General features: G+C 70.9%; 20 protein-coding genes. 16 read left to right on the forward strand and 4 right to left on the reverse strand.

All coding sequences use genetic code 11. The features are described 5' to 3' along the window. The first annotated feature begins 1 nt into the window (after position 1). From OG972_RS10030 to OG972_RS10050, 5 genes are all read left to right on the forward strand, one after another. Positions 2 to 751: a peptidyl-tRNA hydrolase gene (locus OG972_RS10030; RefSeq protein WP_266980230.1), complete on the forward strand. Its 750-nt coding sequence runs from the start codon at positions 2 to 4 to the stop codon at positions 749 to 751. A 144-nt stretch (positions 752 to 895) separates the two neighbouring features. Then, a complete protein-coding gene (locus tag OG972_RS10035) occupies positions 896 to 1,639 on the forward strand; it encodes a DUF4142 domain-containing protein (protein ID WP_266990384.1) in 744 nt (247 codons plus the stop codon). A 157-nt stretch (positions 1,640 to 1,796) separates the two neighbouring features. Continuing rightward, positions 1,797 to 3,158 (forward strand): DUF692 domain-containing protein, encoded by a 1,362-nt coding sequence (locus OG972_RS10040; protein WP_266980232.1) that lies wholly within the window; start codon positions 1,797 to 1,799, stop codon positions 3,156 to 3,158. A gap of 5 nt (positions 3,159 to 3,163) precedes the next feature. After that, positions 3,164 to 4,192 (forward strand): TIGR04222 domain-containing membrane protein, encoded by a 1,029-nt coding sequence (locus OG972_RS10045; RefSeq protein WP_266980234.1) that lies wholly within the window; start codon positions 3,164 to 3,166, stop codon positions 4,190 to 4,192. 84 nt (positions 4,193 to 4,276) lie between these two features. After that, the gene (locus OG972_RS10050; RefSeq protein ID WP_266980236.1) at positions 4,277 to 5,062 is read left to right on the forward strand and encodes a TIGR04222 domain-containing membrane protein; all 786 of its coding nucleotides are present in this window, start codon (positions 4,277 to 4,279) and stop codon (positions 5,060 to 5,062) included. An 82-nt stretch (positions 5,063 to 5,144) separates the two neighbouring features. On the opposite strand, the gene OG972_RS10055 is transcribed toward OG972_RS10050, so the two are convergent. The 3 genes from OG972_RS10055 to hemG all read right to left on the reverse strand — a co-directional run bounded on the left by OG972_RS10055 (position 5,145) and on the right by hemG (position 8,338). Then, complete coding sequence (locus tag OG972_RS10055; protein WP_266980238.1) at positions 5,145 to 5,546, reverse strand: VOC family protein; 402 nt, start codon at positions 5,544 to 5,546, stop codon at positions 5,145 to 5,147. 586 nt (positions 5,547 to 6,132) lie between these two features. After that, positions 6,133 to 6,846 (reverse strand): hydrogen peroxide-dependent heme synthase, encoded by a 714-nt coding sequence (gene hemQ / locus OG972_RS10060; RefSeq protein ID WP_266980240.1) that lies wholly within the window; start codon positions 6,844 to 6,846, stop codon positions 6,133 to 6,135. Between the two features lie 4 nt (positions 6,847 to 6,850). Next, positions 6,851 to 8,338 carry a protoporphyrinogen oxidase gene (gene hemG / locus OG972_RS10065; RefSeq protein ID WP_266980242.1) on the reverse strand — a complete coding sequence of 496 codons (1,488 nt, stop codon included), beginning with the start codon at positions 8,336 to 8,338 and terminating at the stop codon, positions 6,851 to 6,853. 127 nt (positions 8,339 to 8,465) lie between these two features. Between hemG and OG972_RS10070 the strand changes: the two genes are divergently transcribed. From OG972_RS10070 to OG972_RS10080, 3 genes are all read left to right on the forward strand, one after another. After that, complete coding sequence (locus tag OG972_RS10070) at positions 8,466 to 9,476, forward strand: DUF4349 domain-containing protein (protein ID WP_266980244.1); 1,011 nt, start codon at positions 8,466 to 8,468, stop codon at positions 9,474 to 9,476. 47 nt (positions 9,477 to 9,523) lie between these two features. Then, positions 9,524 to 10,903 carry an FAD-dependent oxidoreductase gene (locus tag OG972_RS10075; protein ID WP_266980245.1) on the forward strand — a complete coding sequence of 460 codons (1,380 nt, stop codon included), beginning with the start codon at positions 9,524 to 9,526 and terminating at the stop codon, positions 10,901 to 10,903. A gap of 83 nt (positions 10,904 to 10,986) precedes the next feature. Continuing rightward, a complete protein-coding gene (locus OG972_RS10080) occupies positions 10,987 to 11,478 on the forward strand; it encodes a hypothetical protein (RefSeq protein WP_266980246.1) in 492 nt (163 codons plus the stop codon). Between the two features lie 72 nt (positions 11,479 to 11,550). Here the strand turns inward: OG972_RS10080 and hemE are convergent, their stop codons facing one another. After that, positions 11,551 to 12,624 (reverse strand): uroporphyrinogen decarboxylase, encoded by a 1,074-nt coding sequence (hemE, locus tag OG972_RS10085; protein ID WP_266980247.1) that lies wholly within the window; start codon positions 12,622 to 12,624, stop codon positions 11,551 to 11,553. Between the two features lie 91 nt (positions 12,625 to 12,715). Between hemE and OG972_RS10090 the strand changes: the two genes are divergently transcribed. The 8 genes from OG972_RS10090 (at position 12,716) to OG972_RS10125 (ending at position 24,091) form a co-directional block, all read left to right on the forward strand. Further along, on the forward strand, positions 12,716 to 13,375 hold the full coding sequence (locus OG972_RS10090) for a DUF3000 domain-containing protein (protein ID WP_266980249.1): 660 nt from the start codon (positions 12,716 to 12,718) through the stop codon (positions 13,373 to 13,375). A 736-nt stretch (positions 13,376 to 14,111) separates the two neighbouring features. Beyond that, on the forward strand, positions 14,112 to 14,774 hold the full coding sequence (locus tag OG972_RS10095) for a response regulator transcription factor (RefSeq protein WP_024488613.1): 663 nt from the start codon (positions 14,112 to 14,114) through the stop codon (positions 14,772 to 14,774). 118 nt (positions 14,775 to 14,892) lie between these two features. After that, complete coding sequence (locus OG972_RS10100; RefSeq protein WP_266980251.1) at positions 14,893 to 16,167, forward strand: ribonuclease D; 1,275 nt, start codon at positions 14,893 to 14,895, stop codon at positions 16,165 to 16,167. A 288-nt stretch (positions 16,168 to 16,455) separates the two neighbouring features. Continuing rightward, positions 16,456 to 17,676 (forward strand): acetyl-CoA C-acyltransferase, encoded by a 1,221-nt coding sequence (locus OG972_RS10105; protein ID WP_266980253.1) that lies wholly within the window; start codon positions 16,456 to 16,458, stop codon positions 17,674 to 17,676. Then, entirely contained in the window at positions 17,673 to 19,802 is a 2,130-nt protein-coding gene (locus OG972_RS10110; RefSeq protein WP_266980255.1) for a 3-hydroxyacyl-CoA dehydrogenase NAD-binding domain-containing protein, read from the forward strand. The genes OG972_RS10105 and OG972_RS10110 overlap by 4 nt, the downstream gene beginning before the upstream one ends. Positions 19,803 to 20,288: 486 nt before the next feature. Next, entirely contained in the window at positions 20,289 to 21,935 is a 1,647-nt protein-coding gene (locus tag OG972_RS10115) for a stealth family protein (RefSeq protein WP_266980256.1), read from the forward strand. Between the two features lie 9 nt (positions 21,936 to 21,944). Further along, positions 21,945 to 23,072, forward strand: coding sequence for a DegT/DnrJ/EryC1/StrS aminotransferase family protein (locus OG972_RS10120; RefSeq protein WP_266980258.1), 1,128 nt, complete (start codon positions 21,945 to 21,947; stop codon positions 23,070 to 23,072). Continuing rightward, positions 23,069 to 24,091, forward strand: coding sequence for a Gfo/Idh/MocA family protein (locus OG972_RS10125; protein ID WP_266980260.1), 1,023 nt, complete (start codon positions 23,069 to 23,071; stop codon positions 24,089 to 24,091). The genes OG972_RS10120 and OG972_RS10125 overlap by 4 nt, the downstream gene beginning before the upstream one ends. Positions 24,092 to 24,102 lie beyond the last annotated feature (11 nt).

Raw genomic sequence — 24,102 nt, forward strand, 5'->3', positions numbered from 1 at the left:
AGTGAGCAGCAACGACACCTTCGCACCCCAGTCCCCGTCCGGCGCCCCGGCCCCCTCGGACTCCCCGTTCCACTCCGAGCCGACCAGCCGCGACGAGGCACCGCAGTACGTGCTTCCGCTGGTGGTGCACATCGAGAAGACCGACCCCCCGGCCCGCACCGACGCGCTGCGGACCGCCGCCCGCGCCGTTCTCGTGATGCTCTCCGACGAGCGGTCGGCCGGCGAGGGCGAGTGGGCGCAGGTGATGCGCGACTGGCAGGACGCCCGGATCCGCAAGGTGGTGCGGCGGGCGCGCGGCGCGGAGTGGCGCAAGGCGTCCGCGCTGCCCGGCATCACTGTCACGGGCGAGAGCGCCGAGGTGCGGGTGTTCCCGCCGGTTCCGCTGGACGGCTGGCCGAAGGAACTCGCGAAGCTCCAGGTGTCGGGGACGGACCTGGACGACCCCGAGCCGCCTGCCGCACCCGACCCGTCCGGCCCGGTGCTCTGGCTGAACCCGGAGCTCGACATGTCCGCGGGCAAGGAGATGGCACAGGCCGGACACGGCGCGCAGCTCGCGTGGTGGGAGCTGTCGGATATGGAGCGCAAGGCGTGGCGGGAGGCGGGCTTCCCGCTCTCCGTCGCCACCCCGGACGCCACCCGCTGGGCGGAACTCACCATCAGCGGACTGCCGGTGGTGCGTGACGCCGGGTTCACGGAGATCGCCCCGGGATCCTGCACGGTGGTCGCCGACCATCCGGCACTGCGCCGCTGAACACTTCGGTGCGCCGATACGTATCTCCCAGTACCGCCGTCACTGGCACTACTGCCCAGTATCTTGAACGACCAGTCAGCCGCCGGTCGTTGGAACCGGACGGTTGATTCGACGCCGTCACGCCTCGGCCCGGGAGAAACCTTGTTGCGACGCATCAACGGAACGGCCCTCATCATCGCGGCACTTGTCGCCACGCTCGGCGCGCTCGCCTACCCCGTCTGGTCCTACGCCGACCGTTCCGGCACCGGTCAGGCCAACCTCAACGCGTCGTCCGTCGCGACGCAGTGGGGACCGCTCTCCGCGACCGACCGGGACTTCCTCGTGAAGGTGCGCCTGGCCGGCCTGTGGGAACTGCCCGCCGGGCAGGAGGCCATCCAGCGCGCGCCGAGCGAGGCGGTCAAGGCCGCCGGGGATCATCTGGTGGTCGGGCACACGGATCTGGACCGCCGGGCCCGGGACGTGGCCGCCAAGCTCGGGGTGGAACTGCCGAACCAGCCGAACGAGCAGCAGCAGGGATGGCTGCGCGAGCTGACGGCGGCAAGCGGCGAGGACTACGAGCGGAAGTTCGCCAATCTGCTGCGGGCCGCGCACGGCAGGGTCTTCGCACTGATCGCCCAGGTCCGGAACGCCACCCGCAATTCGCTGATCCGTCAGCTGGCGACCGACGCCAACCAGACCGTGCTCGACCACATCACCATGCTGGAGGGCACCGGCTTCGTCGACTTCGACGCGATCGCCCGCGAAGCGGCGGGCGCGGCGACGGCCAGCCCGACCGGGCCGCCCCCGCCGTCCGGGGGCGGGGTGCTGCCGCTGCCGGTGCCCGCGGAGCCGACCGGGGACCAGTCCTTCACCTCGCGTCCGTCCACGATGCCGATGCCGATGCCCTGAGAGCCTGTCGGGTGACCTCTGATCGGGACCGCACCGGTCCACGCGCCGGTCCCCCCCTGGCCGGAACCTCAAATCATGCTCTGAACGTCCCCCTCTTCGGGTTGGCCACTGCCCGTAGGGGCCATGACCCCTGCACGTAGTGGAGGAGGGGGACACCATGGAGCTGGGAATCGGCATCGGCTGGCGGCCGGAGATCGCGGATGCGGTGGAGGCACTGCCGGGGATCGACTGGGTGGAAGCGGTCGCGGAGAACCTCTGCACCGACCATCTGCCCGACTCCCTGGTACGGCTCCGCGCCCGCGGCGTGACCGTCGTCCCGCACGGCGTCTCGCTCGGCCTCGGCGGGGCCGACCGCCCCGACCCCGGCCGGCTCGCGGACCTTGCCGCGCGGGCCACGCTGCTGGGCACACCGCTGGTCACGGAACACATCGCCTTCGTACGGGCCGGGGGGACACGCACCGCGTCGCCGGGGCTCGAAGCGGGCCACCTGCTGCCCGTGCCGCGGACCTGGGACGCGCTGGACGTCCTGTGCGAGAACGTCCGGATCGCGCAGGACTCGCTGCCGGTGCCCCTGGCGCTGGAGAACATCGCGGCGCTGATCGCCTGGCCGGGCGAGGAGCTGACCGAGGGCCAGTTCCTGGCCGAGCTGGTCGCACGCACCGGGGTCCGGCTGCTGATCGACGTGGCCAACCTGCACACCAACCACGTCAACCGCGGCGAGGATCCCGCGAGGGCGCTCGACGAGCTGCCGGTGGAGGCGATCGCGTACGTGCATGTGGCGGGCGGCATCGAGAAGGACGGCGTCTGGCACGACACGCACGCCCACCCGGTGACCCGGCCCGTCCTCGACGTGCTCGCCGAACTGCGCGCACGTGTCGACCCGCCCGGCGTACTGCTGGAGCGCGACGACGCCTTCCCGCCCGCGCAGGAGCTGGCGGGCGAACTGACGGCGATCCGCGCCACGCTGGACGCGGCACGGAAGAAGGGGCCCGGACGAGGGCAGGGAGCCGGGACGTCCGGAGACGGCGTCGCCCGGATCGAGCCCGCCGGGCACCCCACCGCCCCTCCCGCCGCACATCCCACCGCTCCTTCCCCCGGCCCCGCGACCGACGCCGCCCGCGACCGCGCCGCCGTCGCCCAGACCGCGCTGCTCTCCGCCCTCGTCGCCGGCACCCCCGCCCCCGAGGGCTTCGACCACCGCCGCCTCGGTGTCCAGAGCCGCGCGCTGGCAGCCAAGCGGGCCGATGTCGTCGCCAAGGTGGCGCCCGAGCTGCCCGAAATCCTCGGGGACGGCTACCGGCGCGCCTTTCTCGCGTACGCCAGGACCCGCCCCATGGCCGCCGGATACCGGCGCGACGCACTGGACTTCGCCGAGCAGCTGCTGATCGCCGGGCGCCCCACCGACGACGCTGCCCGGCGCCGGCTGACCACCTGGTGGCGGGACCGCGCGGCCGCCAGGCCGCCCCGCCGCACGACCCGGCTGGTACGGGCCGCCCGCGCCGCGCTTGTCGGGAGGTGACCGGAATGAACATCGTCGCCCTGCTGGTGACGCTGGCCGTCGCGGTCTCCTCGACCCTCCTGATCGTGGGGGTCTCGAAGGCCCGGCGCGGCCCCGGTGGCCCCGCCCACGACCTCTACGAAGTGGCATTCCTGAACGGCGGGCCCGGCAGGGTCGTGGACACCGCACTCGCCGCCATGCAGACGGACGGACGCCTGGCGGTCGGCGGTCCCGGCATCGTCTCCGTCCAACGGCCGGTCGCCCACGACCCGGTGGAGCGAGCCGTTCTCCAGGAGCACGCCGCCGCCCCCAGCGGTGCGCTGCACACCCTGCGGGATGCGGTGATGCGCCACCCGGCGGTGCAGGAGATCGGTGACGGGCTCGCGGCCCGCGGGCTGTTGGCCGCACCGGAGGACACCGTGAAGTGGCGCCGCTGGGGCCTGTTCCAGGGGCTGGGCTGCCTGCTGGCCATCCCGGTCTCCTTCGCGGTGACGGTGTCACAGTTCATGGCGGAGTCCGACGAGCTCGACTTCTCCCTTCCCTTCATCGTCAAGGTGTTGCCTGCCCTGTTCGTCGGCTTTCCGTTCGGGCTGATCTGCGCGGGCGTCGCTCGCGCCCGGATCACCCAGGCGGGACGGCGCGCCGCCGAGCAGTACCGCGCCGCCCATGCCTGCACCGCCGAACCCGCCCACCTCGTGGCGAATCTGGGGCTGCGCGCACTGCCCGATCCCGTACTGCGGGCGCAGTTGGCGGCGGCCGCACGGATGCGGACGGCCGGCGGGGTGCGGCCGATGTCGCCCTCTCACTCCTCCTCCGGCAGCAACGACCACTTCGTCGCGACGGTGTGGTGCGCCGGTTCGGGCGGTGCCGGCTCCGGCTGCGGGAGCTCCAGCGGTACGCCGGGCGGGGGCAGCGGCTGCGGAGGAGGCAGCGGGTGCGGTGGCAGTTCCGGATCCAGTTGTGGCGGGTCGGGCGGCTCCAGCTGTTCCAGCAGCAGTTGTTCCAGCAGCAGTGGATCCAGCTGCGGGGGGTCGAGCTGCAGCAGCAGCTCCTGACACCGGCACCTCGCACGCGGGTCCGGATTCCGAATACTGAACAGGCCATGGCGCTCCCCCGCCCGCCTCGCATAGAACTCGGACATGCTCTGGGTTCTGTTGCTGCTGGTCGCATCGGGTGCGGCGGCTCTCTCCTGCCTCCGGCTCTGCCTCGCCGCCGCAGTCGTCGACCGGGCCCGGGACCCCGGTGATGTCGAACTGACCTTGTACGAGACGGCGTTCCTGGCCGGTGGCCCGCACCGGGTCGCCGATCTCGCGCTCGTCACCATGCATCTGCGCAGGCGCCTGCTCCTCGCCCACACCGGGTGGGCGACGGTCGTCGACCCGGAGGGCCGGGACGAGGTCGAACGGACGGTGATCCATGCCATCGGGCCGGCGGGGCAGTCGCTGATCCCTCCGATACGTGCGGCCACCGCCGCAGCCGGTGCCGTTCGCGCTCTCGCCGACCGGCTCGTCGCCGCGGGTCTGGCGCTACCAGGCGGCGAACGGACGGACCTCGCATCGGCGGTACGCACGGTGCGCGGCGCGGCGCTGCTGGAGGTCGCGATGGCCGGTGCGGCGCTGCTGCTGCCCGGTCAGGAGCAAGGTCACGGCGGCCCGTTGACGACCGAGTGGGTCTGGTTCGGACTGCCGCTCGTCCTGACGCTCGGCTGCCTGGTCATCGCCCGGTTGGAGATCCATCCGTGGGACTCCTGGGCCTCTCCCACGGGACAGCGGCTGCTGGACTCGTACGCCGCCCCGGCGGGCGGCGCGGACCGTGACGTGCTGGCGGCGGTCGCCGTACGAGGGGTCGGCGCGGTCGACGATCCGGCGCTGCGGGCCGCGCTCACGGGCGACGGCCGCGCGGCACACCGGGGCCCTCACCTCTGACGCGAACACTCCGGCCGGTGAAGTGGCCGGCCGGGGCCGCGAACAGCGCCTCGCGCTCGATGTCCGCCGGTGCCTCCCCCAGTCACTCAGCGATTTCCCAGATGTGCCCGCCGGGGTCGCGGAAGCTGGCGGTCCGTATGCCCCAGGGCCGGTCCATCGGTCCGTTGAGCAGCGTCACACCACGCGTGGCCAACTCCTCGCACATCGCGACCACGTCGTCCACGGTGAGGGTGAGCTGGAGTCGGGATCCCGTGTCGGCAGCCGCGACACGCGCGGGCTCGATCAGCTCGTGCGCGGCAGAGGCCCTCAGCAGGTTGATGAGGGTGTTCGCGAAGCCGAATACGGCCGAGTCGTCGTCCTCGTAGGTCACCGGCAGCCCGAAGACCTCCCGGTAGAAACGCTTCGTGGCGTCCAGGTCCTCGACGAACAGGGTGATGGCGCTGATGCCCCCGGGCCACGCCGCATCGCTTTTCTTGTCGGTCACAGTCACTGAGGATCTCCGAATGGGCGATGCCGTGTACAGGGGGCGGTTCGAAGTCTTCCCGCGAGGACCTGCGGCGGCGCCGGTCACACGGCAGCTCGACTTCGTCCGGGCCGGGGCGGGCCGGGGGACAGAGGCGGTGACAGGACCGGACCGGACACGCCACGGTTCGGCGCATGGGCGATCCATGGCTCATCTCATCTTCCGCAGCAAGGATCCAGTCGACGCGTACGAGCGGGCGCAGCCACGGTGCGCCGGATCGGCGACGATGAACGGGCGCACCGGCCGGCCACGCAGATCGGCGGCGAGGTACGGGGCGAAGCCGTTCCTGGCTGGTGAGCGCTCGTGCGGCGGGACGGCACGGACCGTCGTGCCCCCGCGGGAACATGCGACCGGCCCACGCGGAGGCGGGCCGGGGACCTGCGGGGAAGGGCGGTGCGCTTCCCCGCAGGTCTCGGGAACGCCGCAGGTCGGAGCCCTCGGCGAACCCGAAGCCGAACCCGGTGTCGCTGGAGCGGCAGGCAGCGCACAGCCGTGCGCCGGCGCCCGCCGTCTGATCTTCCGGGTTGGGGTGGTCGGAGCCCGCTCGCTACGCGAGCCCGGCCACCAGGTCTGCGACGGACTTCCTGCGGCCCGTGTAGAAGGGAACCTCCTCGCGGACGTGCATCCGCGCCTCGGAGGCCCGCAGATGACGCATGAGGTCGACGATGCGGTGCAGCTCGTCGGCCTCGAAGGCGAGGATCCACTCGTAGTCGCCGAGCGAGAACGAGGCCACGGTGTTGGCGCGGACGTCGGGGTAGCCGCGGGCCATCTTGCCGTGGTCCGCGAGCATGCGGCGGCGGTCCTCGTCGGGCAGCAGGTACCAGTCGTAGCTGCGCACGAAGGGGTACACGCTGATGTAGTTGCGCGGCGTCTCGTCGGCGAGGAACGCCGGGATGTGCGACTTGTTGAACTCGGCGGGGCGGTGCAGCGCCATGTTCGACCAGACCGGCTCCAGCGCCAGGCCCAGCTTGGTGCGCCGGAAGAGGTTGTACGCCTCCTGCAGCTCGTCCGCCGTCTCCGCGTGCCACCAGATCATGACATCGGCGTCGGCACGCAGGCCGGACAGGTCGTAGGTGCCACGGACGGTGATGTCCTTGGCCGCGAGCTGGTCGAACAGCTCCTGGACCTCGTCGGCGTAACCGGCACGGTCGACGGGCAGCACATCGCGCAGCTTGAAGACGGACCACAGCGTGTAGCGGATGACCTCGTTGAGGTCCTTGGCCTTCTTACCGGCGTTCGGAATCTTCTCGGGCGCACTCATACGGCTATTGTCCCGCCTCGCTCCGTGTGCCCTGAACCAGGGTCGGAGTGGCAATGATCTCTCCCGCGGTCCCGCCCGCGATGTCCGCGACGATCTCGTCCGCGGCCCGGTGGGCGCCGGCGATGCAGGCGGGGATGCCGACCCCGTCGTACACCGCTCCGCAGACCCGCAGGCCCGGCAGCTTGGCGACCTCGTCGCGGATCCGGGCAACCCGGGTCAGATGGCCGACGGGATACTGGGGCAGGCCGCCGATCCACCGGGTGACCTCGGTGTCCACCGGCTTCGCGGCGAGTCCGGTGGCGTCGGCGAGGTCACGCAGCGAGACGTCGACGAGTTCGGTGTCCTCGCGGTGGAGATGGTCCTCCTCGCCGTACCGGCCGACCGAGGTGCGCAGGATGAACAGGTCGGGGGCGGCGTCGGCGACCCACTGCCACTTGTGCGTGGAGAAGGTGGAGGCCTTGATCGTACGGCCGTCGACGGGCGGTACCAGGAAGCCGGAGCGCCCGTCGAGCGCGCCCGTGACCGCCACGTCGGAGCGCCGGAACGCCAGGGTGACCAGCGCCATCGACGCGTACTCGACGCCCGCGAGCTCGGCGGAGGCGGCCGGGGACTCGGCGGCCAGCAGCGTCGACGCGGACCAGGCGGGGGCGGCGAGGACGATGCCGTCGGCGGCGATCACCCGGGTGTCGGTGCGGACGTCCCAGCCGTCGGCGGTACGGGTCAGGCCCAGGACGGGCGTGGCGGTGAGGATCTCGCCGCCTCCGGCGCGCACGGCGTCGGCAACCGCGTCCGGCAGGGTGCCGAGGCCGCCGTCGATGCCCTGGAAGACCGGGCCGGTCTGCTGCCGGGCTGCGGCCTGCCGCTGGATGCGCTGCACGCCGTCGAGCAGCGAGCCGCCCTCCTGGACCACCTCGAAGAGCTGCGGCACGGCGGCGCGCATCGAGATCCGGTAGGCGTCGCCGGCGTAGACGCCGCCGAGCAGGGGCTCCACGAGCCGGTCGACGACCTCGCGGCCCAGCCGGTCGGCGACATACGCGCCGACCGCGACATCGTCGCCGACCGCGGTCGGCGTGAGGTCCCGTTCCTGCGCGATGCGGGCGAGGCCCTCCGGGGAGATCACCCCACTGAGTACTGCGGGGTCGCCGGGGACACCCATCACATGTCCCTTGGGCATCGGCCGCAGATCGCCCCGCGTCCAGACCGACGCGGTGGCGGTGGCGGGCGGCTGAAGCCGGTCGCCGAGCCCGACGGCGCGCGCCAGGTCGACCGCCTCGGGTCGTCTGGCCAGCATCGACTCCGCACCCAGATCGACCCGGGTGCCGGCGATCTCACCGGTCATGAGTTTGCCGCCCAGCCGGTCGGTCGCTTCCAGGAGCGTGACCCGCAGTCCTGCGCCGATGAGCCGGTGGGCGGCCGCGAGCCCGGCGATGCCGCCGCCGATGACGACGACATGACCCGTACCTGTGTCCGCGCGGTGTGTTGAACGCTGCATGCCTCCACTCTCTCAAACCTCTTCCGAGTCATGACCGTGACCGCTTCGAAACCGGTAAAGGGCAACCCTCACCCCCGTCTCGCACGTCGAACCGGCACCATCAACCACCCACCGCGGGGGAGCAGTTATGCAGAGAGAACGTCATTCGAGCCGTTCGTCCACCCGTCGTTCGCGCACGGTGCTCGCCGCCGGGATGCTTGCCGCGCTGCTCGCGCTGAGCGGCTGCGGCGGCGCCGACGACAGCTCCGACAGCAAGAGTGCGGCGGACTCCGCGAACAACAAGGCGGCAGCTCCTGCGGGGCGCGCCGACTCCGCCGGCGGGGAGTCGGACCGGGGTGCCACCGACGGCAGTCCGGCTCGGTCGACCAGGTCCCCTGCGCTGACCACCACCCATGTCATCCGGAAGGCCTCGCTCTCCGTGGAGGTGAAGAGCGTGCCGAAGGCGGCCGCGGCGGCCCGTTCGGTCACGGAGGATGCGGGCGGGCTGGTGGCGAACGAGTCCACCGACCGGGTCGACGACACGCACGAGATGTCGCACCTCGTGCTACGGGTGCCGCAGGCCGAGTACGACGCCGTGCTGCGGAAGCTGGCGGGCGGCGGGAAGCTGCTGTCCCGTACGTCGGAGGCCAAGGACGTCACCGATCAGGTCGTCGACGTGGAGAGCCGGATCGCCACCCAGCGGGCGAGCGTCGCCCGGGTCCGGAAACTGATGGACCGGGCCGAGAAGATTGCCGATGTGGTGGCCCTGGAAGGGGAACTGAGCAATCGCCAGGCAGAGCTGGAGTCGCTGCTCGCTCGGCAGGAGTCGCTCAAGGACCGCACCACCCTGGCGACGATCACTCTCGACCTCTCCGAGCCGGAGTCCGCGGCGCAGGGCGCGGACGACGACGATCCGGGGTTCGTGGACGCGCTCGGCGGCGGCTGGCACGCGTTCGTGACCATGGTGAAGTGGATCGCGATGGCGGTGGGTGCGGCGGCGCCGTTCCTGGCGGCCGCAGCCGCGCTGCTGCTGCTCTGGCGGCTGGTGCGCACCCGGCTCACCCGGCGAGGCGCGCCCCGGGCGGCCGAGCACGCCCCCGTACCGACGGCGGCGCCCGAGCACGCCCCCGCACCTCCGGAGACTCCGTCCGCTCCCTGAGGGTCGTAGCGTGGACCCTTCGGACTCGACGCTCGAAGGGACCCGGCATGGCAGCGGAGCGACTGGTGGTCATCGGTGGGGACGCGGCGGGCATGTCCGCCGCGTCCCAGGCCCGCAGGCTCAAGGGGCCGGACGAGATGGGCATCGTCGCCTTCGAGCGCGGCCACTTCACCTCGTACTCCGCCTGCGGCATCCCCTACTGGGTCGGCGGGGACGTCGAGCAGCGGGACGACCTCATCGCCCGTACGCCCGAGGAGCACCGGGCCCGCGCCATCGATCTGCGGATGCGCACCGAGGTGACGGAGATCGATGTCGCCGGGCAGCGGGTGCGCGCGCTGGACCGGGAGACCGGCGGGACGTACTGGGCCGGCTTCGACAAGCTGGTGATCGCGACCGGTGCCCGGCCGGTGCGCCCCGCGCTGCCCGGCATGGACGCGGCCGGGGTGCACGGGGTGCAGACCCTGGACGACGGCCAGGCGCTGCTGGACTCCCTGGACCGGGCGCCCGGCCGGCGCGCGGTCGTGGTGGGCGCCGGTTACATCGGTGTCGAGATGGCGGAGGCGCTGCTGAAGCACGGCTTCGAGGTGACGGTCCTCAACCGCGGGGAGCAGCCGATGGCGACGCTCGACCCCGACATGGGGCGCCTGGTCCACGACGCGATGGACGGCCTGGGCATCACGACCGTGAACCGTGCCGGGGTCAGCAAGATCATCACTGCTGCCGACGGCCGGGTCACCGCGGTCGCCACGGAGGAGGGGACCTACCCGGCGGACGTGGTGGTGCTCGGCATCGGCGTCGAACCGGAGACGACGCTGGCCCGCGCGGCCGGCCTCCCGGTCGGCCCGCACGGTGGTCTGCTCACCGATCTGTCGATGCGGGTCGTCGGGCACGACAACATCTGGGCGGGCGGTGACTGCGTCGAGGTCCTCGACCTGGTGGCGGGCCGCACCCGGCATATCGCGCTGGGCACCCACGCCAACAAGCACGGCCAGATCATCGGCTCCAATGCGGGCGGCGGGTACGGGACATTCCCGGGCGTGGTCGGTACGGCAGTCAGCAAGGTCTGCGACCTGGAGATCGCCCGGACGGGGCTGCGGGAGAAGGACGCCCGCGCGGTGGGGCTGCGGTTCGTCACGGCGACGATCGAGTCGACGGGGCGGGCGGGCTACTACCCGGGCGCTCAGCCGATGACGGTGAAGATGCTCGCGGAGTACCGCACGGGCCGGCTGCTCGGCGTACAGATCGTGGGCCGGGACGGAGCGGCGAAGCGCGTCGACATCGCGGCGGTCGCACTCACCGCGGGGATGACGGTGGAGCAGATGACGGCGCTCGACCTGGGATACGCCCCGCCGTTCTCGCCGGTGTGGGACCCGATCCTGGTGGCGGCACGCAAGACGGTTCAGGCGGTGCGCGCGGCGGGTGTGTAAGGGCACTCCGTCATCAGGCGGACGGGCGATCACCCGTGGTCACCGGTTGCGGCGAAATGAACACGCTGAGTTAAATCGATCACATGATCCGACATTCTGTGCGTGCGCTCTGCGCCGCCTCACTCGTCATCGCCCCGCTCGTCATGAGCACCCCCGCCCACGCCGCGACGTCGTGCACGGTCAACGGCATGCCGGCTCCGGGCCCGACCGTGAACGGCACGGCCGGCAGTGACTCGATCAGGTGCTCGTCGGTCGACGCGGGCAGCTCGGTCAACGGGCTCGGCGGCAACGACACGATCGCCCTCACCGGCCCCGTCGACGGCAGCGTCAGCGGCGGCGCCGGCGAGGACTTCATCTCGGCCGGCTCGTCGTCCGCGGTCAGCGGCATCGTCTCGGGCGACGACGGCAGCGACTACCTCTCGGTGAGCGGCTCCGTGGCGCCCGGCGGGCAGGTGCTGGGCGGCAACCAGGGCGACTTCCTGCAGGTCGCCGTCAACGCTGGCACCGCCGACGGCGGTGCCGGTGCCGACTTCTGCCGGGTGAACTCCGGCAACCCGCCCATCAACTGCCCGTAGCACCCCCGAATGCACTGCTCGCCGCGGAACCCGAGGGTTTCACGGCGAGCAGGGTGCGTTTCGGCGACCGGTTCAGCGGGCCGTCTGCGTGTGGACGTACTCGACGAGCCGGGTCAGTGCGTCCGGGTCGGTCGTCGGCATCACGCCGTGCCCCAGGTTGAAGATGTGACCTTCCAGACCGGCGGCCGCGTCCAGAACCTCGCGTGCCTTCGCCTCCACCGTCGCCGTCGGCGCGAACAGCACCGCCGGGTCGAGGTTGCCCTGGAGCGCCTTGCCGGGTCCGACCCGGCGCGCACCCTCGTCCATCGGGACCCGCCAGTCGACGCCGACGACATCCGCGCCCGCCTCGCCCATCAGCCCGAGCAGTTCACCGGTGCCGACACCGAAGTGAATGCGCGGGACACCGTACGAGGCAACCGCGTCGAAGACCTTCGCGGAGGCCGGCATCACGGAGCGGCGGTAGTCGGTGGGGGCGAGCGCGCCGACCCAGGAGTCGAAGAGCTGCACGGCCGAGGCGCCCGCCTCGATCTGCACCTTCAGGAACGCACCGGTGATCTCGGCCAGCCGGTCGAGCAGCTCGGCCCAGAGCTCCGGCTCGCCGTACATCATCGCCTTGGTGCGCTCGTGGCTGCGGGACGGGCCGCCCTCCACGAGGTAGCTCGCGAGAGTGAACGGCGCACCGGCGAACCCGATGAGCGGCGTCGACCCGAGTTCCGCGGTGAGCATCCCGATGGCCTCGGTGACGTAGTGGACGTCCTCCGGTGTGAGGTCACGCAGCCGAGCCAGGTCGGCCCGGGTACGGATCGGGTCCGCGATGACCGGACCGATGCCGGGCTTGATGTCGAGGTCGATCCCGATGGCCTTGAGCGGGACGACGATGTCGCTGAAGTAGATCGCCGCGTCGACCTTGTGGCGGCGTACGGGCTGCAGCGTGATCTCCGTGACCAGCTCCGGCATCATGCAGGAGTCGAGCATCGCGATGCCCTCGCGCACCTTCAGGTACTCGGGCAGTGAGCGCCCCGCCTGACGCATGAACCAGACCGGCGTGTGCGGCACGGGCTCACGGCGGCATGCCTTCAGAAACGCCGACTCATGGGTGGCGGAGGTCTTTTTCTGCTGGCCCGAGGGGCTGTCGTTGGCGCTCACGCACAGAATCTTCGCATGAAGCGGTAAGGAGCCGAGTCCCGCAGGGTGTCCCTCCCTGCACGAGGCTCCGGTTCCGCCTACTCTTCCCCGCATGGCTCCGGCTCAGGGACAATTTTCCGAACATTCCGACAGCGCTGACGGCAAGGACAGTGCGGAGGGCAGTTCCGTCCCGCCCGCGTTCCGGTCGGCGGTGGAAGCGTTGCGCTCGGCGCGGCTCCGCCCCGAGCTGGAAGTGGAGCCGACTCGGCCGCCCCAACGCCTCGCTCCGCACGCGTACGCCGTGGAGGCGGCGGTCGTCGACGGCGAGGACGATCTCGCCGACGGCCGCCTCGTGCTGCTGCACGACCCGGCCGGGCATGACGCCTGGCAGGGCACATTCCGGCTGGTGACGCTGGTACGCGCCGAGCTGGAGCCGGAGATGGCGTCCGACCCGCTGCTGCCGGAGGTGTGCTGGTCCTGGCTGACCGGCGCGCTGGAGGCGCGGGGCCTGTCGTACGGGGAGGCGGGCGGCACGGTCACCCGCGCCGGTTCCCACTACTTCGGGGCACTGGCCGAGCGGCGCCCGGCCACCCAGATCGAGATCCGTGCGTCCTGGACGCCGCGCGAGGGGCGTGGCGGGGTGCCGGACATGGCGGCGCACCTGGCGGCGTGGGGAGATCTGCTGTGCCAGATCGCCGGTCTGCCGCCGTCGGGACCGGCCGACGCGGCGGTGGTGACACTGCCCCAGCGGCGCGGGCCGCAGGCGCCGTAGCGGGGATTGCGCGGGCGGGCTCCACGGGCCGACCCGGCGGCCCGGACCTGATGCACGGGCCGGACGCGCGGGCCGGATGCGCCATGTGGGTGCGTAGGCCGGATGCGCCGTGTGGGTGATCAGGCCGGACGCGGAGGCGGATCCGGCGTACGCCTGTTCCGTATCGCACGGATTCCGTTGTGCCGATTTCCTTCTCGCCGGTCCGGCACCGGATCCAGGACGCAGTTCCGGGCGCCGGCCGCCGGAAGGGGGTCCAGCACGCCGGTTCGGCACCCCGGCTTCTCACGCCGGCGCGGCCCGTCGCTCCGCAGCCGGACCCCGCACGCTCGATCGCGCCGCCGTAACCGCACATCCGGTCCCGCACGCCCGGTCGCGCCGCCGTACCCCCGGACACCCCCTCCTGCCTGCAGCGTCCCGCCGCCGGTGCCGTACGCCGGATCCCGGACGCTCGTCCCGGCCGCCGGAGCACGCGGCACCGGACTGCGCCGCTCGTCCCGGCGGCGGTTCCTGGCCGTGACGGTGCGTCACAGGCTTCGCACAGCTTTCGCACAGCCACCGGCATTATTTTCGTACAATCGATCACCCGTCCGATTTGCCCGAATTGTTACGCATGAAATCGTGATCTTCCTCTAAAGGAGGACGGGTCTGCTGCCGAAGAGGTCAATGACCCTTCAAGCACGGTTCGCCCCGGCTTCATCCCCGAGCCGGCCCGTCCCGCCACTCCCCAGGAGGCCTGGTGTCCGTTCTCCTAGAGCAGCCCGCAAGCCTGGTCGCCTACCGCCCGAACAAGCCGACGGCCATGGTCGTCGTGGCCGACCCCCGCGTCCGTTCCACCGTCACCCGCCACCTGTGGGCCCTCGGAGTACGTGACGTCATCGAGGCGTCGTCCATCGCGGAGGCCCGTCCCCGCGTCGGCAACCCGCGCGACATCTGTGTTGCCGACGTCCATCTGCCCGATGGTTCCGGGCTGACCCTGTTGTCCGAAACCCGAGCCGCAGGCTGGCCGAACGGCCTCGCCCTCTCGGCCGCCGATGACATCGGCGCCGTACGCAACGCCCTCGCGGGCGGCGTGAAGGGCTATGTCGTCACCGGCACGCGCACCAATATCGGCCACCCGACCCGACCCGGCGTCGCCCCCATCGGCGCCAATGCCGCCCGTATGCACCGCCGGCCCCCCGGCACCCCGAGCCACCCGGGCGGCTACCGCGAACTGTCCGGCCGCGAGGTGGAGGTGCTCCGGCTGGTTGCCGAAGGCCAGTCCAACAAGGCCATCGGCGTCTCCATGGGGCTCTCCGCCCTGACGGTCAAGAGCCACCTCGCCCGCATCGCCCGCAAGCTCGGCACCGGTGACCGCGCCGGAATGGTCGCCGTGGCCCTGCGCACGGGCATCATCCACTGACCCCCGCACGCCGGCCGGCGTGTACCGAGATACGGACCCGGCTGGTTTACATTCATCGGCGCCCGTCGACGGAACGTTCCGTCGACGGGCGCCGTACATACACAGATACCCTTGACACGTGACCGACGCCCAAGAGACCGCAGCAGACACTTCACTGCGAACCACCGGGGGCGCTCCCCCGGACGACGTCGCCCCGGCGCCGATCCCCTTGCTCGAACCTCGCGAGGGCATTCCCCCGGTGGTGACCTCCGACGACGCCCTCGCCCGGGTGGTCGCGGCCTTCGCCGCGGGCACCGGCCCCGTCGCCGTCGATGCCGAGCGCGCCTCCGGCTACCGCTACGGCCAGCGCGCCTATCTCGTGCAGCTGCGCCGCGAGGGTGCGGGCAGCGCGCTGATCGACCCGGTCGGCTGCCCCGACCTGTCGTCGCTCGGCGAGGCACTGCACGGCAGCGAGTGGATCCTGCACGCCGCCACCCAGGACCTGCCCTGTCTGCGCGAAATAGGGATGACCCCCACCGGGCTCTTCGACACGGAGCTCGCCGGGCGGCTTGCCGGATTCCCGCGGGTCGGCCTCGGCGCGATGGTCGAGAGCGTGCTCGGCTACGCGCTGGAGAAGGGGCACTCCGCCGTCGACTGGTCCACCCGCCCGCTGCCCGACCCCTGGCTCCGCTATGCCGCGCTCGATGTCGAGCTGCTGATCGATCTGCGTAACGCCCTGGAGGGGGAGCTCGACCGTCAGGGCAAGCTGGAGTGGGCGCAGGAGGAGTTCAACGCGATCGCCGCGGCGCCCCCCGCTCCCCCGCGCAAGGACCCGTGGCGCCGCACGTCCGGTATGCACAAGGTGCGCCGTCGCCGCCAGATGGCGGTCGTACGGGAGCTGTGGAACGCCCGCGACCAGGTCGCGCAGCGCCGCGACATCTCGCCCGGCAAGGTGCTCGGCGACGCGGCGATCGTCGAAGCGGCCCTCTCGCTGCCGGCCAATGTCCAGGCCCTGACCGCCCTGCCCGGCTTCGGTCACCGGATGGGACGGCGTCAGCTGGAACAGTGGCAGGCGGCCATCGACCGGGCCAAGGCGCTGCCCGAAGCCGAGCTCCCGCAGCCGGGCCAGCCTCTCGCGGGCCCGCCGCCGCCGCGTTCCTGGGCGGACAAGGACCCGGCGGCCGCCGCCCGGCTGTCGGCGGCCCGCGCCGCGGTGTCGGAGCTCGCCGAGCGGCTGCACATGCCGCAGGAGAACCTGATCACGCCGGACACAGTGCGCCGCGTCTGCTGGGAGCCGCCGAAGAGTCCGACGCCGGGCGCGGTCGAGGACGTGCTCACCTCGTACGGGGCGCGGCGCTGGCAGGTCGAACAGGTGGCGCCGCTGCTGGTCCGCGCGCTGACCGAAGCCGCCTGAGCGGTTTCCCGAGGTCGAATTCGGGCCAGGTTGCGCGGCCCGCGGCCGCGCCGTCTCGTCCATCGCCGGGCGGGCTCATCGCGAGCCCGCCCGGCGATCGGCATTTCCGGCCTGTCCGGCAATGGAGGGTGAAACGGCCGCGCGCCCGCCCCGCCCGCATGTGACCTTCGCCGCTCCCGCCGTGGGGGGTGGGCAGTCTGGTTACTCGCAAGTAGCATGAGGGAGTGCGGCACGCCTCTGGGGCGTGCTCCGCAGCAGTGCCATCCCGCACCCTGGAGGAGAGCCATCGTGCCTCGTACCATCCGGGACGTCGTCTTCGTCGACGGCGTCCGCACCCCGTTCGGCAAGGCGGGCCCGAAGGGCATCTACCACGAGACCCGCGCCGACGATCTCGTCGTGAAGGCCATCCGGGAGCTGCTGCGCCGCAACCCGGACCTGGACCCCGCCCGTATCGACGAGGTCGCCATCGCCGCGACCACGCAGATCGGCGACCAGGGCCTGACGCTGGGCCGGACCGCCGGAATCCTGGCCGGTCTGCCGCAGTCGGTGCCCGGCTACTCCATCGACCGCATGTGTGCGGGCGCCCTGACCGCCGTCACGTCGACGGCCGGTTCGATCGCCTTCGGCGCGTACGACGTCGTCGTCGCCGGTGGTGTCGAGCACATGGGCCGCCACCCGATGGGCGAGGGCGTGGACCCGAACCCGCGCTTCGTGTCGGAGAAGCTGGTCGACGAGTCCGCCCTCTTCATGGGGATGACCGCGGAGAACCTGCACGACCGGTACCCGCAGATCACCAAGCTCCGCGCCGACGAGTACGCGGTCCGCTCGCAGGAGAAGGCCGCCAAGGCGTACGCCAACGGCAAGATCCAGCAGGACCTGGTGCCGGTCTCCGTACGCCGCACCAACGCCGAGGCCGGCGAGACGGGCTGGGGCCTGGTCACCGCCGACGAGCCGATGCGTCCGGGCACCACGCTGGAGTCCCTCGCCGGTCTGAAGACCCCGTTCCGCGCCCACGGCCGGGTCACCGCCGGTAACGCCGCGGGACTCAACGACGGCGCCACCGCCTCGCTGCTCGCCGCCGAGGACGTCGCCCGCGAGCTCGGTCTCCCGGTCAAGATGCGCCTCGTCTCGTACGCCTTCGCGGGTGTCGAGCCGGAGGTCATGGGTTACGGCCCGATCCCGTCGACCGAGAAGGCCCTCGCCAAGGCCGGTCTGTCGATCGGCGACATCGGTCTCTTCGAGATCAACGAGGCGTTCGCCGTCCAGGTGCTCGCCTTCCTCGACCACTACGGCATCGCCGACGACGACGCGCGCGTCAACCAGTACGGCGGCGCCATCGCCTACGGTCACCCGCTGGCCTCCTCGGGTGTGCGTCTGATGACGCAGCTGGCCCGCCAGTTCGAGGAGCAGCCGAGCGTCCGCTACGGCCTGACCACCATGTGCGTCGGCTTCGGCATGGGCGCGACGGTCATCTGGGAGAACCCGAACTTCGACGGAGGCAACAAGTGAGTTCCACCACTGAGCTTCTGAAGGGCGCGGCCGAGCTGTTCCCGGGTGAGGTCGTCACGCAGGCGCACGTACGCCACCTCGACCTCCCGGCGGGTGCGGGCAGGTTCGCCCTCATCACGCTGGACAACGGCCTGGACCACACCAAGCCGACGACCTTCGGACCGCAGTCGCTGGCGAACCTGAACGCCGCCGTCGACCAGGTCGAGAAGGAAGCCGCCGAAGGCGCGATCACCGGGATCGGTATCACCGGCAAGCCGTTCATCTTCGCGGTCGGCGCCGACCTCAAGGGCGTCGAGCTGCTGAAGAACCGCGACGACGCGCTCGCCATCGGCAAGGGCGGCCACGACGTGTTCCGCCGCCTCTCCGGTCTCGCGGTCCCGACGTTCGCGTACTACAACGGCGCGGCGATGGGCGGCGGTGTCGAGGTCGGTCTGCACTGCTCCTACCGCACCGTCTCCAAGGCGCTGCCCGCGTTCTCGCTGCCCGAGGTCTTCCTCGGTCTGGTCCCCGGCTGGGGCGGTTGCGCCCTGCTGCCCAACCTGATCGGTGCCGACCGCGCGGTCTCGGTGATCATCGAGAACTCGCTGAACCAGAACCGTCAGCTGGGGGGCAAGCAGGTCTTCGAGCTCGGGATCGCCGACGCCCTCTTCGAGGGTGCGGACTTCCTGGAGCAGTCGCTGATCTGGACCGCGAACGTGCTGAACGGCACGGTCACGGTGGAGCGCCCCGAGATCGACCGCGGTGACGCCTGGGACCAGGCCGTCGCCCGTGGCAAGGCCATCGCCGACTCCAAGGTGCACGGCGCCGCTCCGGCCGCGTACCGCGCGCTGGAGATCATCGCCGCGGCGAAGGACGGCGACCTGAGCGCCGGCTTCGACGCCGAGGACCAGGCCCTCGCGGACCTGATCATGGGCGGCGAGCTGCGCTCCGGGATCTACGCCTTCAACCTGGTCCAGAAGCGTGCCAAGCGCCCGGCCGGTGCCCCGGACAAGTCCCTGGCCCGCCCGGTCACCAAGGTCGGCGTCGTCGGCGCCGGTCTGATGGCCTCGCAGCTGGCGCTGCTGTTCCTGCGCCGCCTGGAGGTGCCGGTCGTCCTGACCGACATCGACCAGGAGCGCGTCGACAAGGGTGTGGGCTATGTCCACGCCGAGATCGAGAAGCTGCTCGGCAAGGGCCGGATCAACCAGGACAAGGCCAACCGCCTCAAGGCCCTGGTCACCGGTGTGCTGGACAAGGCCGAGGGCTTCTCCGACGCCGACTTCATCATCGAGGCCGTCTTCGAGGAGATCGGCGTCAAGCAGCAGGTGTTCGCGGAGGTCGAGGCGGTCGCCCCGGCGCACGCGATCCTCGCCACCAACACCTCGTCCCTCTCGGTCACCGAGATGGCCTCGAAGCTGCAGCACCCGGAGCGGGTCGTCGGCTTCCACTTCTTCAACCCGGTCGCGATCCTCCCGCTGCTGGAGATCGTCCGCGGCGAGCAGACCGACGACGCCTCACTGGCCACGGCGTTCGGTGTGGCACGGAAGCTGAAGAAGACCGCGGTGCTGGTGAAGGACGCCCCGGCGTTCGTCGTCAACCGCATCCTCACCCGCTTCATGGGCGAGATCCAGAACGTCATCGACGAGGGCACCCCGGTCGATGTCGCCGAGAGGGCCATCGAGCCCCTCGGTCTGCCGATGTCCCCGCTGGTGCTCCTGGAGCTGGTCGGCCCGGCCATCGGTCTGCATGTCTCCGAGACCCTGAACCGCGCCTTCCCGGAGCGTTTCACCGTCTCCGAGAACCTCGCGGCGGTCGTCAAGGCCGGTAAGCGCGGCTTCTACGTGTACGAGTCGGGCCGGCCGGAGCTGGACCCGGAGGTCGCCGCGCTCCTCAAGCAGGGCGATGTCGTCCTGTCCGAGGAGCAGGTCCGCGACCGCGTCCTGGACGCAGTGGCGCAGGAGATCGGTCTGATGCTGGACGAGGGCGTCGTCGCCGAGGCCCAGGACATCGACCTCTGCCTGATCACCGGTGCGGGCTGGCCCTTCCACCTGGGCGGCATCACGCCGTACCTGGACCGTGAGGGCGTCTCGGAGCGGGTGAACGGCAAGAAGTTCCTGGCGCAGGGCGTGGCGAGCGTTCCGGCGTAACACGTCCGCACGCATCTGACGCACCTTCACAAAAAAGCGGACAAGAGCCGCCATGGCGGGCCATGCGATTTTGTCGTATGGCCCGCTTTTGCGCACCAAAAGTCCGGAACGTAGCCGGATCGGAATCTTTTATTGTCGACTTCAACCTTACTTTGTTGTTAATCTTCACCTCTACGACATGCTGGTTTCACTCGGCTGCACTGAACGGTGGATGCACCACCCCCACACTCCGCCGGACCGAGCGAACCAACGCGTCGCTGTCACAGGTACTGGTTGCTCGCCGAGAGGCCGAGCGGGGGGACAAGAGGTTATCGAGCGATGGGCAACCCCGAGACATCTACGCTCGTGCGCCTCTATCGGCGCCTGCTTCCGCACGCATTGCGGCAGCGGATGGTAAGGATCTTCCCGGCGGACAGCCGACTGTTCCTGCAGCACGCGTTGGCAGGTCTGGGTAGCGCGTGGCGGGGCCTGCGCAAGCACGTGAGCGTGCGACTCAGCAAGCGGCTCCGTCACGACGCGCGTCGTGCCGGCGTGCGGCTCGTCTGGTCCGGGCGCAAGGTCCGTGCCGCCGAGGTCACCGAGGGCCTCACCCCCTCCGTCGCCCGCGCCACCAACCTTCTGCGCGTCTGCGACGTTCTGGAGCGGCATGGCATTCCGCACTTCTGTGTGCGCAGCAATTCCGTCACCATGACCGCCGTCGCGGTCCCCGCGAGCGAACGCGCCCGGGCGGAGCGGGCGCTGCGGGTGAGTGCGCTCGCCGAGGGTGCGCTGCTCGCGGGCGGCACAACGGGGGGACGCCCGCTGCACGCCGATCAGCGGGGCTCCTGGTCGCAACTCGGCGAAGAATCGATTCTGCGCATCTGGTGGCTGCTCACCGACCCCACGGGACGTTGGACGCTGGGGCCCAATCACGCCTGCGTCATCGAATTCTGGGCCGAGCAGGGCGGGCTGCTCATCGCCCCCGTGCCCAATCTCACAGCCACGGCCGTCGTCGCCGCCGAGAATCCCGTACAGGTACCGGTCAGCCACTTCACCGGCCCGATCAGCGGCGCAATGGGCGCCCTGCCCCAGGTGGACACCCGTTCGGAGTTCACTCTCTCCCTCCCGGACGAGGTCACCTTCCCGGTGGACGCCGTCTACACCTGGGTCGACGGGGCCGACCCGGAGTGGATCCGCCGTCGGGCCAACGCGCTGGGCCAAACCGACTACCACGAACAAGCCATCAGTGCCGCCCGCTTCACCAGCCGCGACGAACTGCGTTACTCCCTGCGTTCACTCCACCAGTTCGCCCCCTGGCTGCGCACCATTTACCTGGTCACGGACGGGCAGGTGCCGGCCTGGCTGAACAGCGCCCACCCCGGCATCAAGGTCGTCCACCACCGCGACATCTTCACCGACCCGACCGCGCTGCCGACTTTCAACTCGCACGCCATCGAGAGCCAGCTGCACCACATTCCCGGACTCTCCGACCACTTCCTGTACTTCAACGACGACGTCTTCCTCGGCCGCAGCGTCACGCCGGGCGAGTTCTTCCACGCCAACGGGCTCTCGAAGTACTTCCCCTCGAACGCGCTGGTCCCCATGACACCGCCCTCGCCGGAAGACCCTCCGTCGGAAATCGCCGCGAAGAACAACCGCGTCGTCATCGCCGGGACGTTCGACCGGGTGCTGACCCAGAAGATGAAGCACGTGCCGCACTCGCTGCGCCGCGACATCCTCCAGGAGATCGAGGAGCGGTACGCGGCCGAGCACCGGCTGACGCAGCACTCGCACTTCCGCAGTCCCAGTGACCTGTCGATCACCTCCTCGCTGCACCACTACTACGGGCAGCAGACGAGCCGTTCCGTGACGGGAAAGATCCGCTACACCTACCTGGATCTGGCCGCGCCCAATACCGGGCGGCACCTCAACCGCTTGCTCGCCCAGCGCGATTACCACACCTTCTGCATCAACGACACGGTCGATGACCCCGATACCGCGGAAGCCCGCACGGCGATGCTCAAAACCTTCCTGGAGAGCTACTTCCCCGTACCCAGCCCCTACGAGCAACCCGGACCGGGCTCCTCGCGGCCTCCTGCGAACCAGGTCGACGCCTACCGGCCCGCGCAGTACCCAGCACCCCGACCTTTGTGAAGTGGAACGATGACTAATGACCAGCGCATGATCCGCGCAGCAGCTCCGGTGATCGGAGAGGACGAGATCGAGGCCGCCGTGCGCGTACTGCGCAGCGGCATGGTCGCCCAGGGGCCCGAGGTCGCTGCGTTCGAGGAGGAGTTCTCGAAGTTCGTCGACGGCCGGCACTGCGTCGCCGTCAACTCCGGGACCAGTGCGCTGCACCTGTCACTGATGGCGCTCGGTATCGGTCCCGGCGACGAAGTGATCGTTCCTTCCTTCACCTTCGCCGCCACCGCCAACGCTGTCCGCCTCGTCGGCGCGACCCCGGTCTTCGCGGACATCGAGCCCGACAGCTTCTGCCTCTCCCCGCAGGCCGTCGAGGCCGCGATCACTCCGCGCACTGCAGCGATCATGCCCGTGCACCTCTATGGGCACCCGGCGGCCATGGGTCCGTTCACCGCGCTGGCCGAGCGACACGGTCTCGCGATCGTCGAGGACGCCGCACAGGCCCACGCCGCCTCCCTGAACGGAACGCCGGTGGGCGCGTTCGGTGCGGCCGCCTGTTTCAGCTTCTACCCGACCAAGAACATGCACAGCCTCGAAGGCGGCATGGTCACCACCGGCGACGCCACGGTCGCCCGGACGCTGCGCCTCCTGCGCAACCAGGGCATGGAGCAGCGGTACGCCAACGAAATCGTCGGCTTCAACGTCCGGATGACCGATGTCGCCGCGGCGATCGGCCGCGTACAACTGCGCAGCCTGGACACGTGGACGCAGCAGCGCCGCGCCAACGCGGCCGCGCTCGACTCCGGTCTGCGCGGGGTCGTCACGCCGCCGGTTGCCGAGGGGGCGGAGCATGTCTACCACCAGTACACGATCCGGGTGAGTGCCGCGAGCGGCAAGGACCGAGACACCGTCTCCCGCGAGCTCCAGGAACGGGGCATCGGCAACGCTGTCTACTACCCCACCCCGGTGCACCGTCTGGCACCGTTCCAGACCGGCGAGAAGGTCCTCGGCTACGCAGCCGGGGATCTGCCCGAGACCGAGCGGGCCGCGGCGGAGGCTCTCTCCATTCCCGTCCACCCGATGCTCACGCCGCAGGAGCTCGACCGTCTGACGGCCACCGTCAACGAGGTCGTGGAGGTCCTGGCATGAGCACGCAGAAGCCGCTTCGGGCCGGGCTGATCGGTCTCGGCTCCATGGGCCGCAATCACGCCCGCGTCCTGCAGGGCCTCGATGGCGTCGAACTCGTCGCCGTGGCGGACCCGGTGGCCGCCGCGGACAGCGCCCCCACAGGCGTGCCCGTCGTGCGCTCGGTGACGGAGCTCATGGACCAGGGGATCGACTACGCGGTCGTCGCCTGTCCCACAGCCCTGCACGAGGAGGTCGCACTCGGCCTGGCCGAACGCGGCATCCACGCCCTCATCGAGAAGCCGATCGCACCCTCGGTTGAGTCGGCCGAGACGATCAGCCGAGCCTTCGACGAGCGTGGCCTGGTGGCCGGCGTCGGCCACATCGAGCGCTTCAACCCCGCCCTTCGTGAACTGCGTACGCGCCTGGATCTCGGCGAACTCGGCGATGTGTACCAGGTAGTGACGCGGCGCCAGGGACCGTTCCCGGCCCGCATCGCGGACGTCGGCGTGGTGTACGACCTGGCCACCCACGACATCGACCTGACCGCCTGGCTCACCAACAGCCGTTACGAGTCCGTGAGTTCTGCAACGGTGTCGCGCAGCGGCCGGGCGCACGAGGACATGGTGGCCTTCGTCGGGCATCTCTCCAACGGCGTGGTCACCAGCCACCTCGTCAACTGGCTGTCCCCGCTCAAGGAGCGGGTCACCATCGTGACGGGTGAGCACGGCTGCTTCGTGGCCGACACTCTCACCGCCGACCTCTGGTTCTACGCAAATGGCTCGCAGCCCACCGAGTGGGAGGGACTGCGGCAGTTCCGGGGCGTTTCCGAGGGCGATGTGACGCGATACGCGATCGTCAAGCGCGAACCGTTGCTGGTCGAGCACGAGAGTTTCCGTGACGCCGTGCTCGGCAAGGAAGCCGACATCGTGACGTTGGAGCAGGCCACCGGGACTGTCGCCGTTGCCGAGGCCGTACTCGCCGCGGCCGCGGGCAGGACCGCGATCGATCTGACGCCCGGCCAGCCGCTGGCCACCGTCTGACCCGTCCGGTG

The organism is Streptomyces sp. NBC_01669 (genome assembly GCF_026339735.1).
GTDB classification, from domain to species: Bacteria; Actinomycetota; Actinomycetes; order Streptomycetales; family Streptomycetaceae; genus Streptomyces; species Streptomyces yanii.

Coding starts and splice junctions, on each gene's coding strand:
- OG972_RS10090 (WP_266980249.1), top strand. CDS start 12,716: ATGGCTCCGGCTCAGGGACAATTTTCCGAACATTCCGACAGCGCTGAC.
- OG972_RS10070 (WP_266980244.1), top strand. CDS start 8,466: ATGCAGAGAGAACGTCATTCGAGCCGTTCGTCCACCCGTCGTTCGCGC.
- OG972_RS10045 (WP_266980234.1), top strand. CDS start 3,164: ATGAACATCGTCGCCCTGCTGGTGACGCTGGCCGTCGCGGTCTCCTCG.
- hemG (WP_266980242.1), bottom strand. CDS start 8,338: ATGCAGCGTTCAACACACCGCGCGGACACAGGTACGGGTCATGTCGTC.
- OG972_RS10120 (WP_266980258.1), top strand. CDS start 21,945: ATGACTAATGACCAGCGCATGATCCGCGCAGCAGCTCCGGTGATCGGA.
- OG972_RS10075 (WP_266980245.1), top strand. CDS start 9,524: ATGGCAGCGGAGCGACTGGTGGTCATCGGTGGGGACGCGGCGGGCATG.
- OG972_RS10050 (WP_266980236.1), top strand. CDS start 4,277: ATGCTCTGGGTTCTGTTGCTGCTGGTCGCATCGGGTGCGGCGGCTCTC.
- OG972_RS10125 (WP_266980260.1), top strand. CDS start 23,069: ATGAGCACGCAGAAGCCGCTTCGGGCCGGGCTGATCGGTCTCGGCTCC.
- OG972_RS10040 (WP_266980232.1), top strand. CDS start 1,797: ATGGAGCTGGGAATCGGCATCGGCTGGCGGCCGGAGATCGCGGATGCG.
- hemQ (WP_266980240.1), bottom strand. CDS start 6,846: ATGAGTGCGCCCGAGAAGATTCCGAACGCCGGTAAGAAGGCCAAGGAC.
- OG972_RS10080 (WP_266980246.1), top strand. CDS start 10,987: ATGATCCGACATTCTGTGCGTGCGCTCTGCGCCGCCTCACTCGTCATC.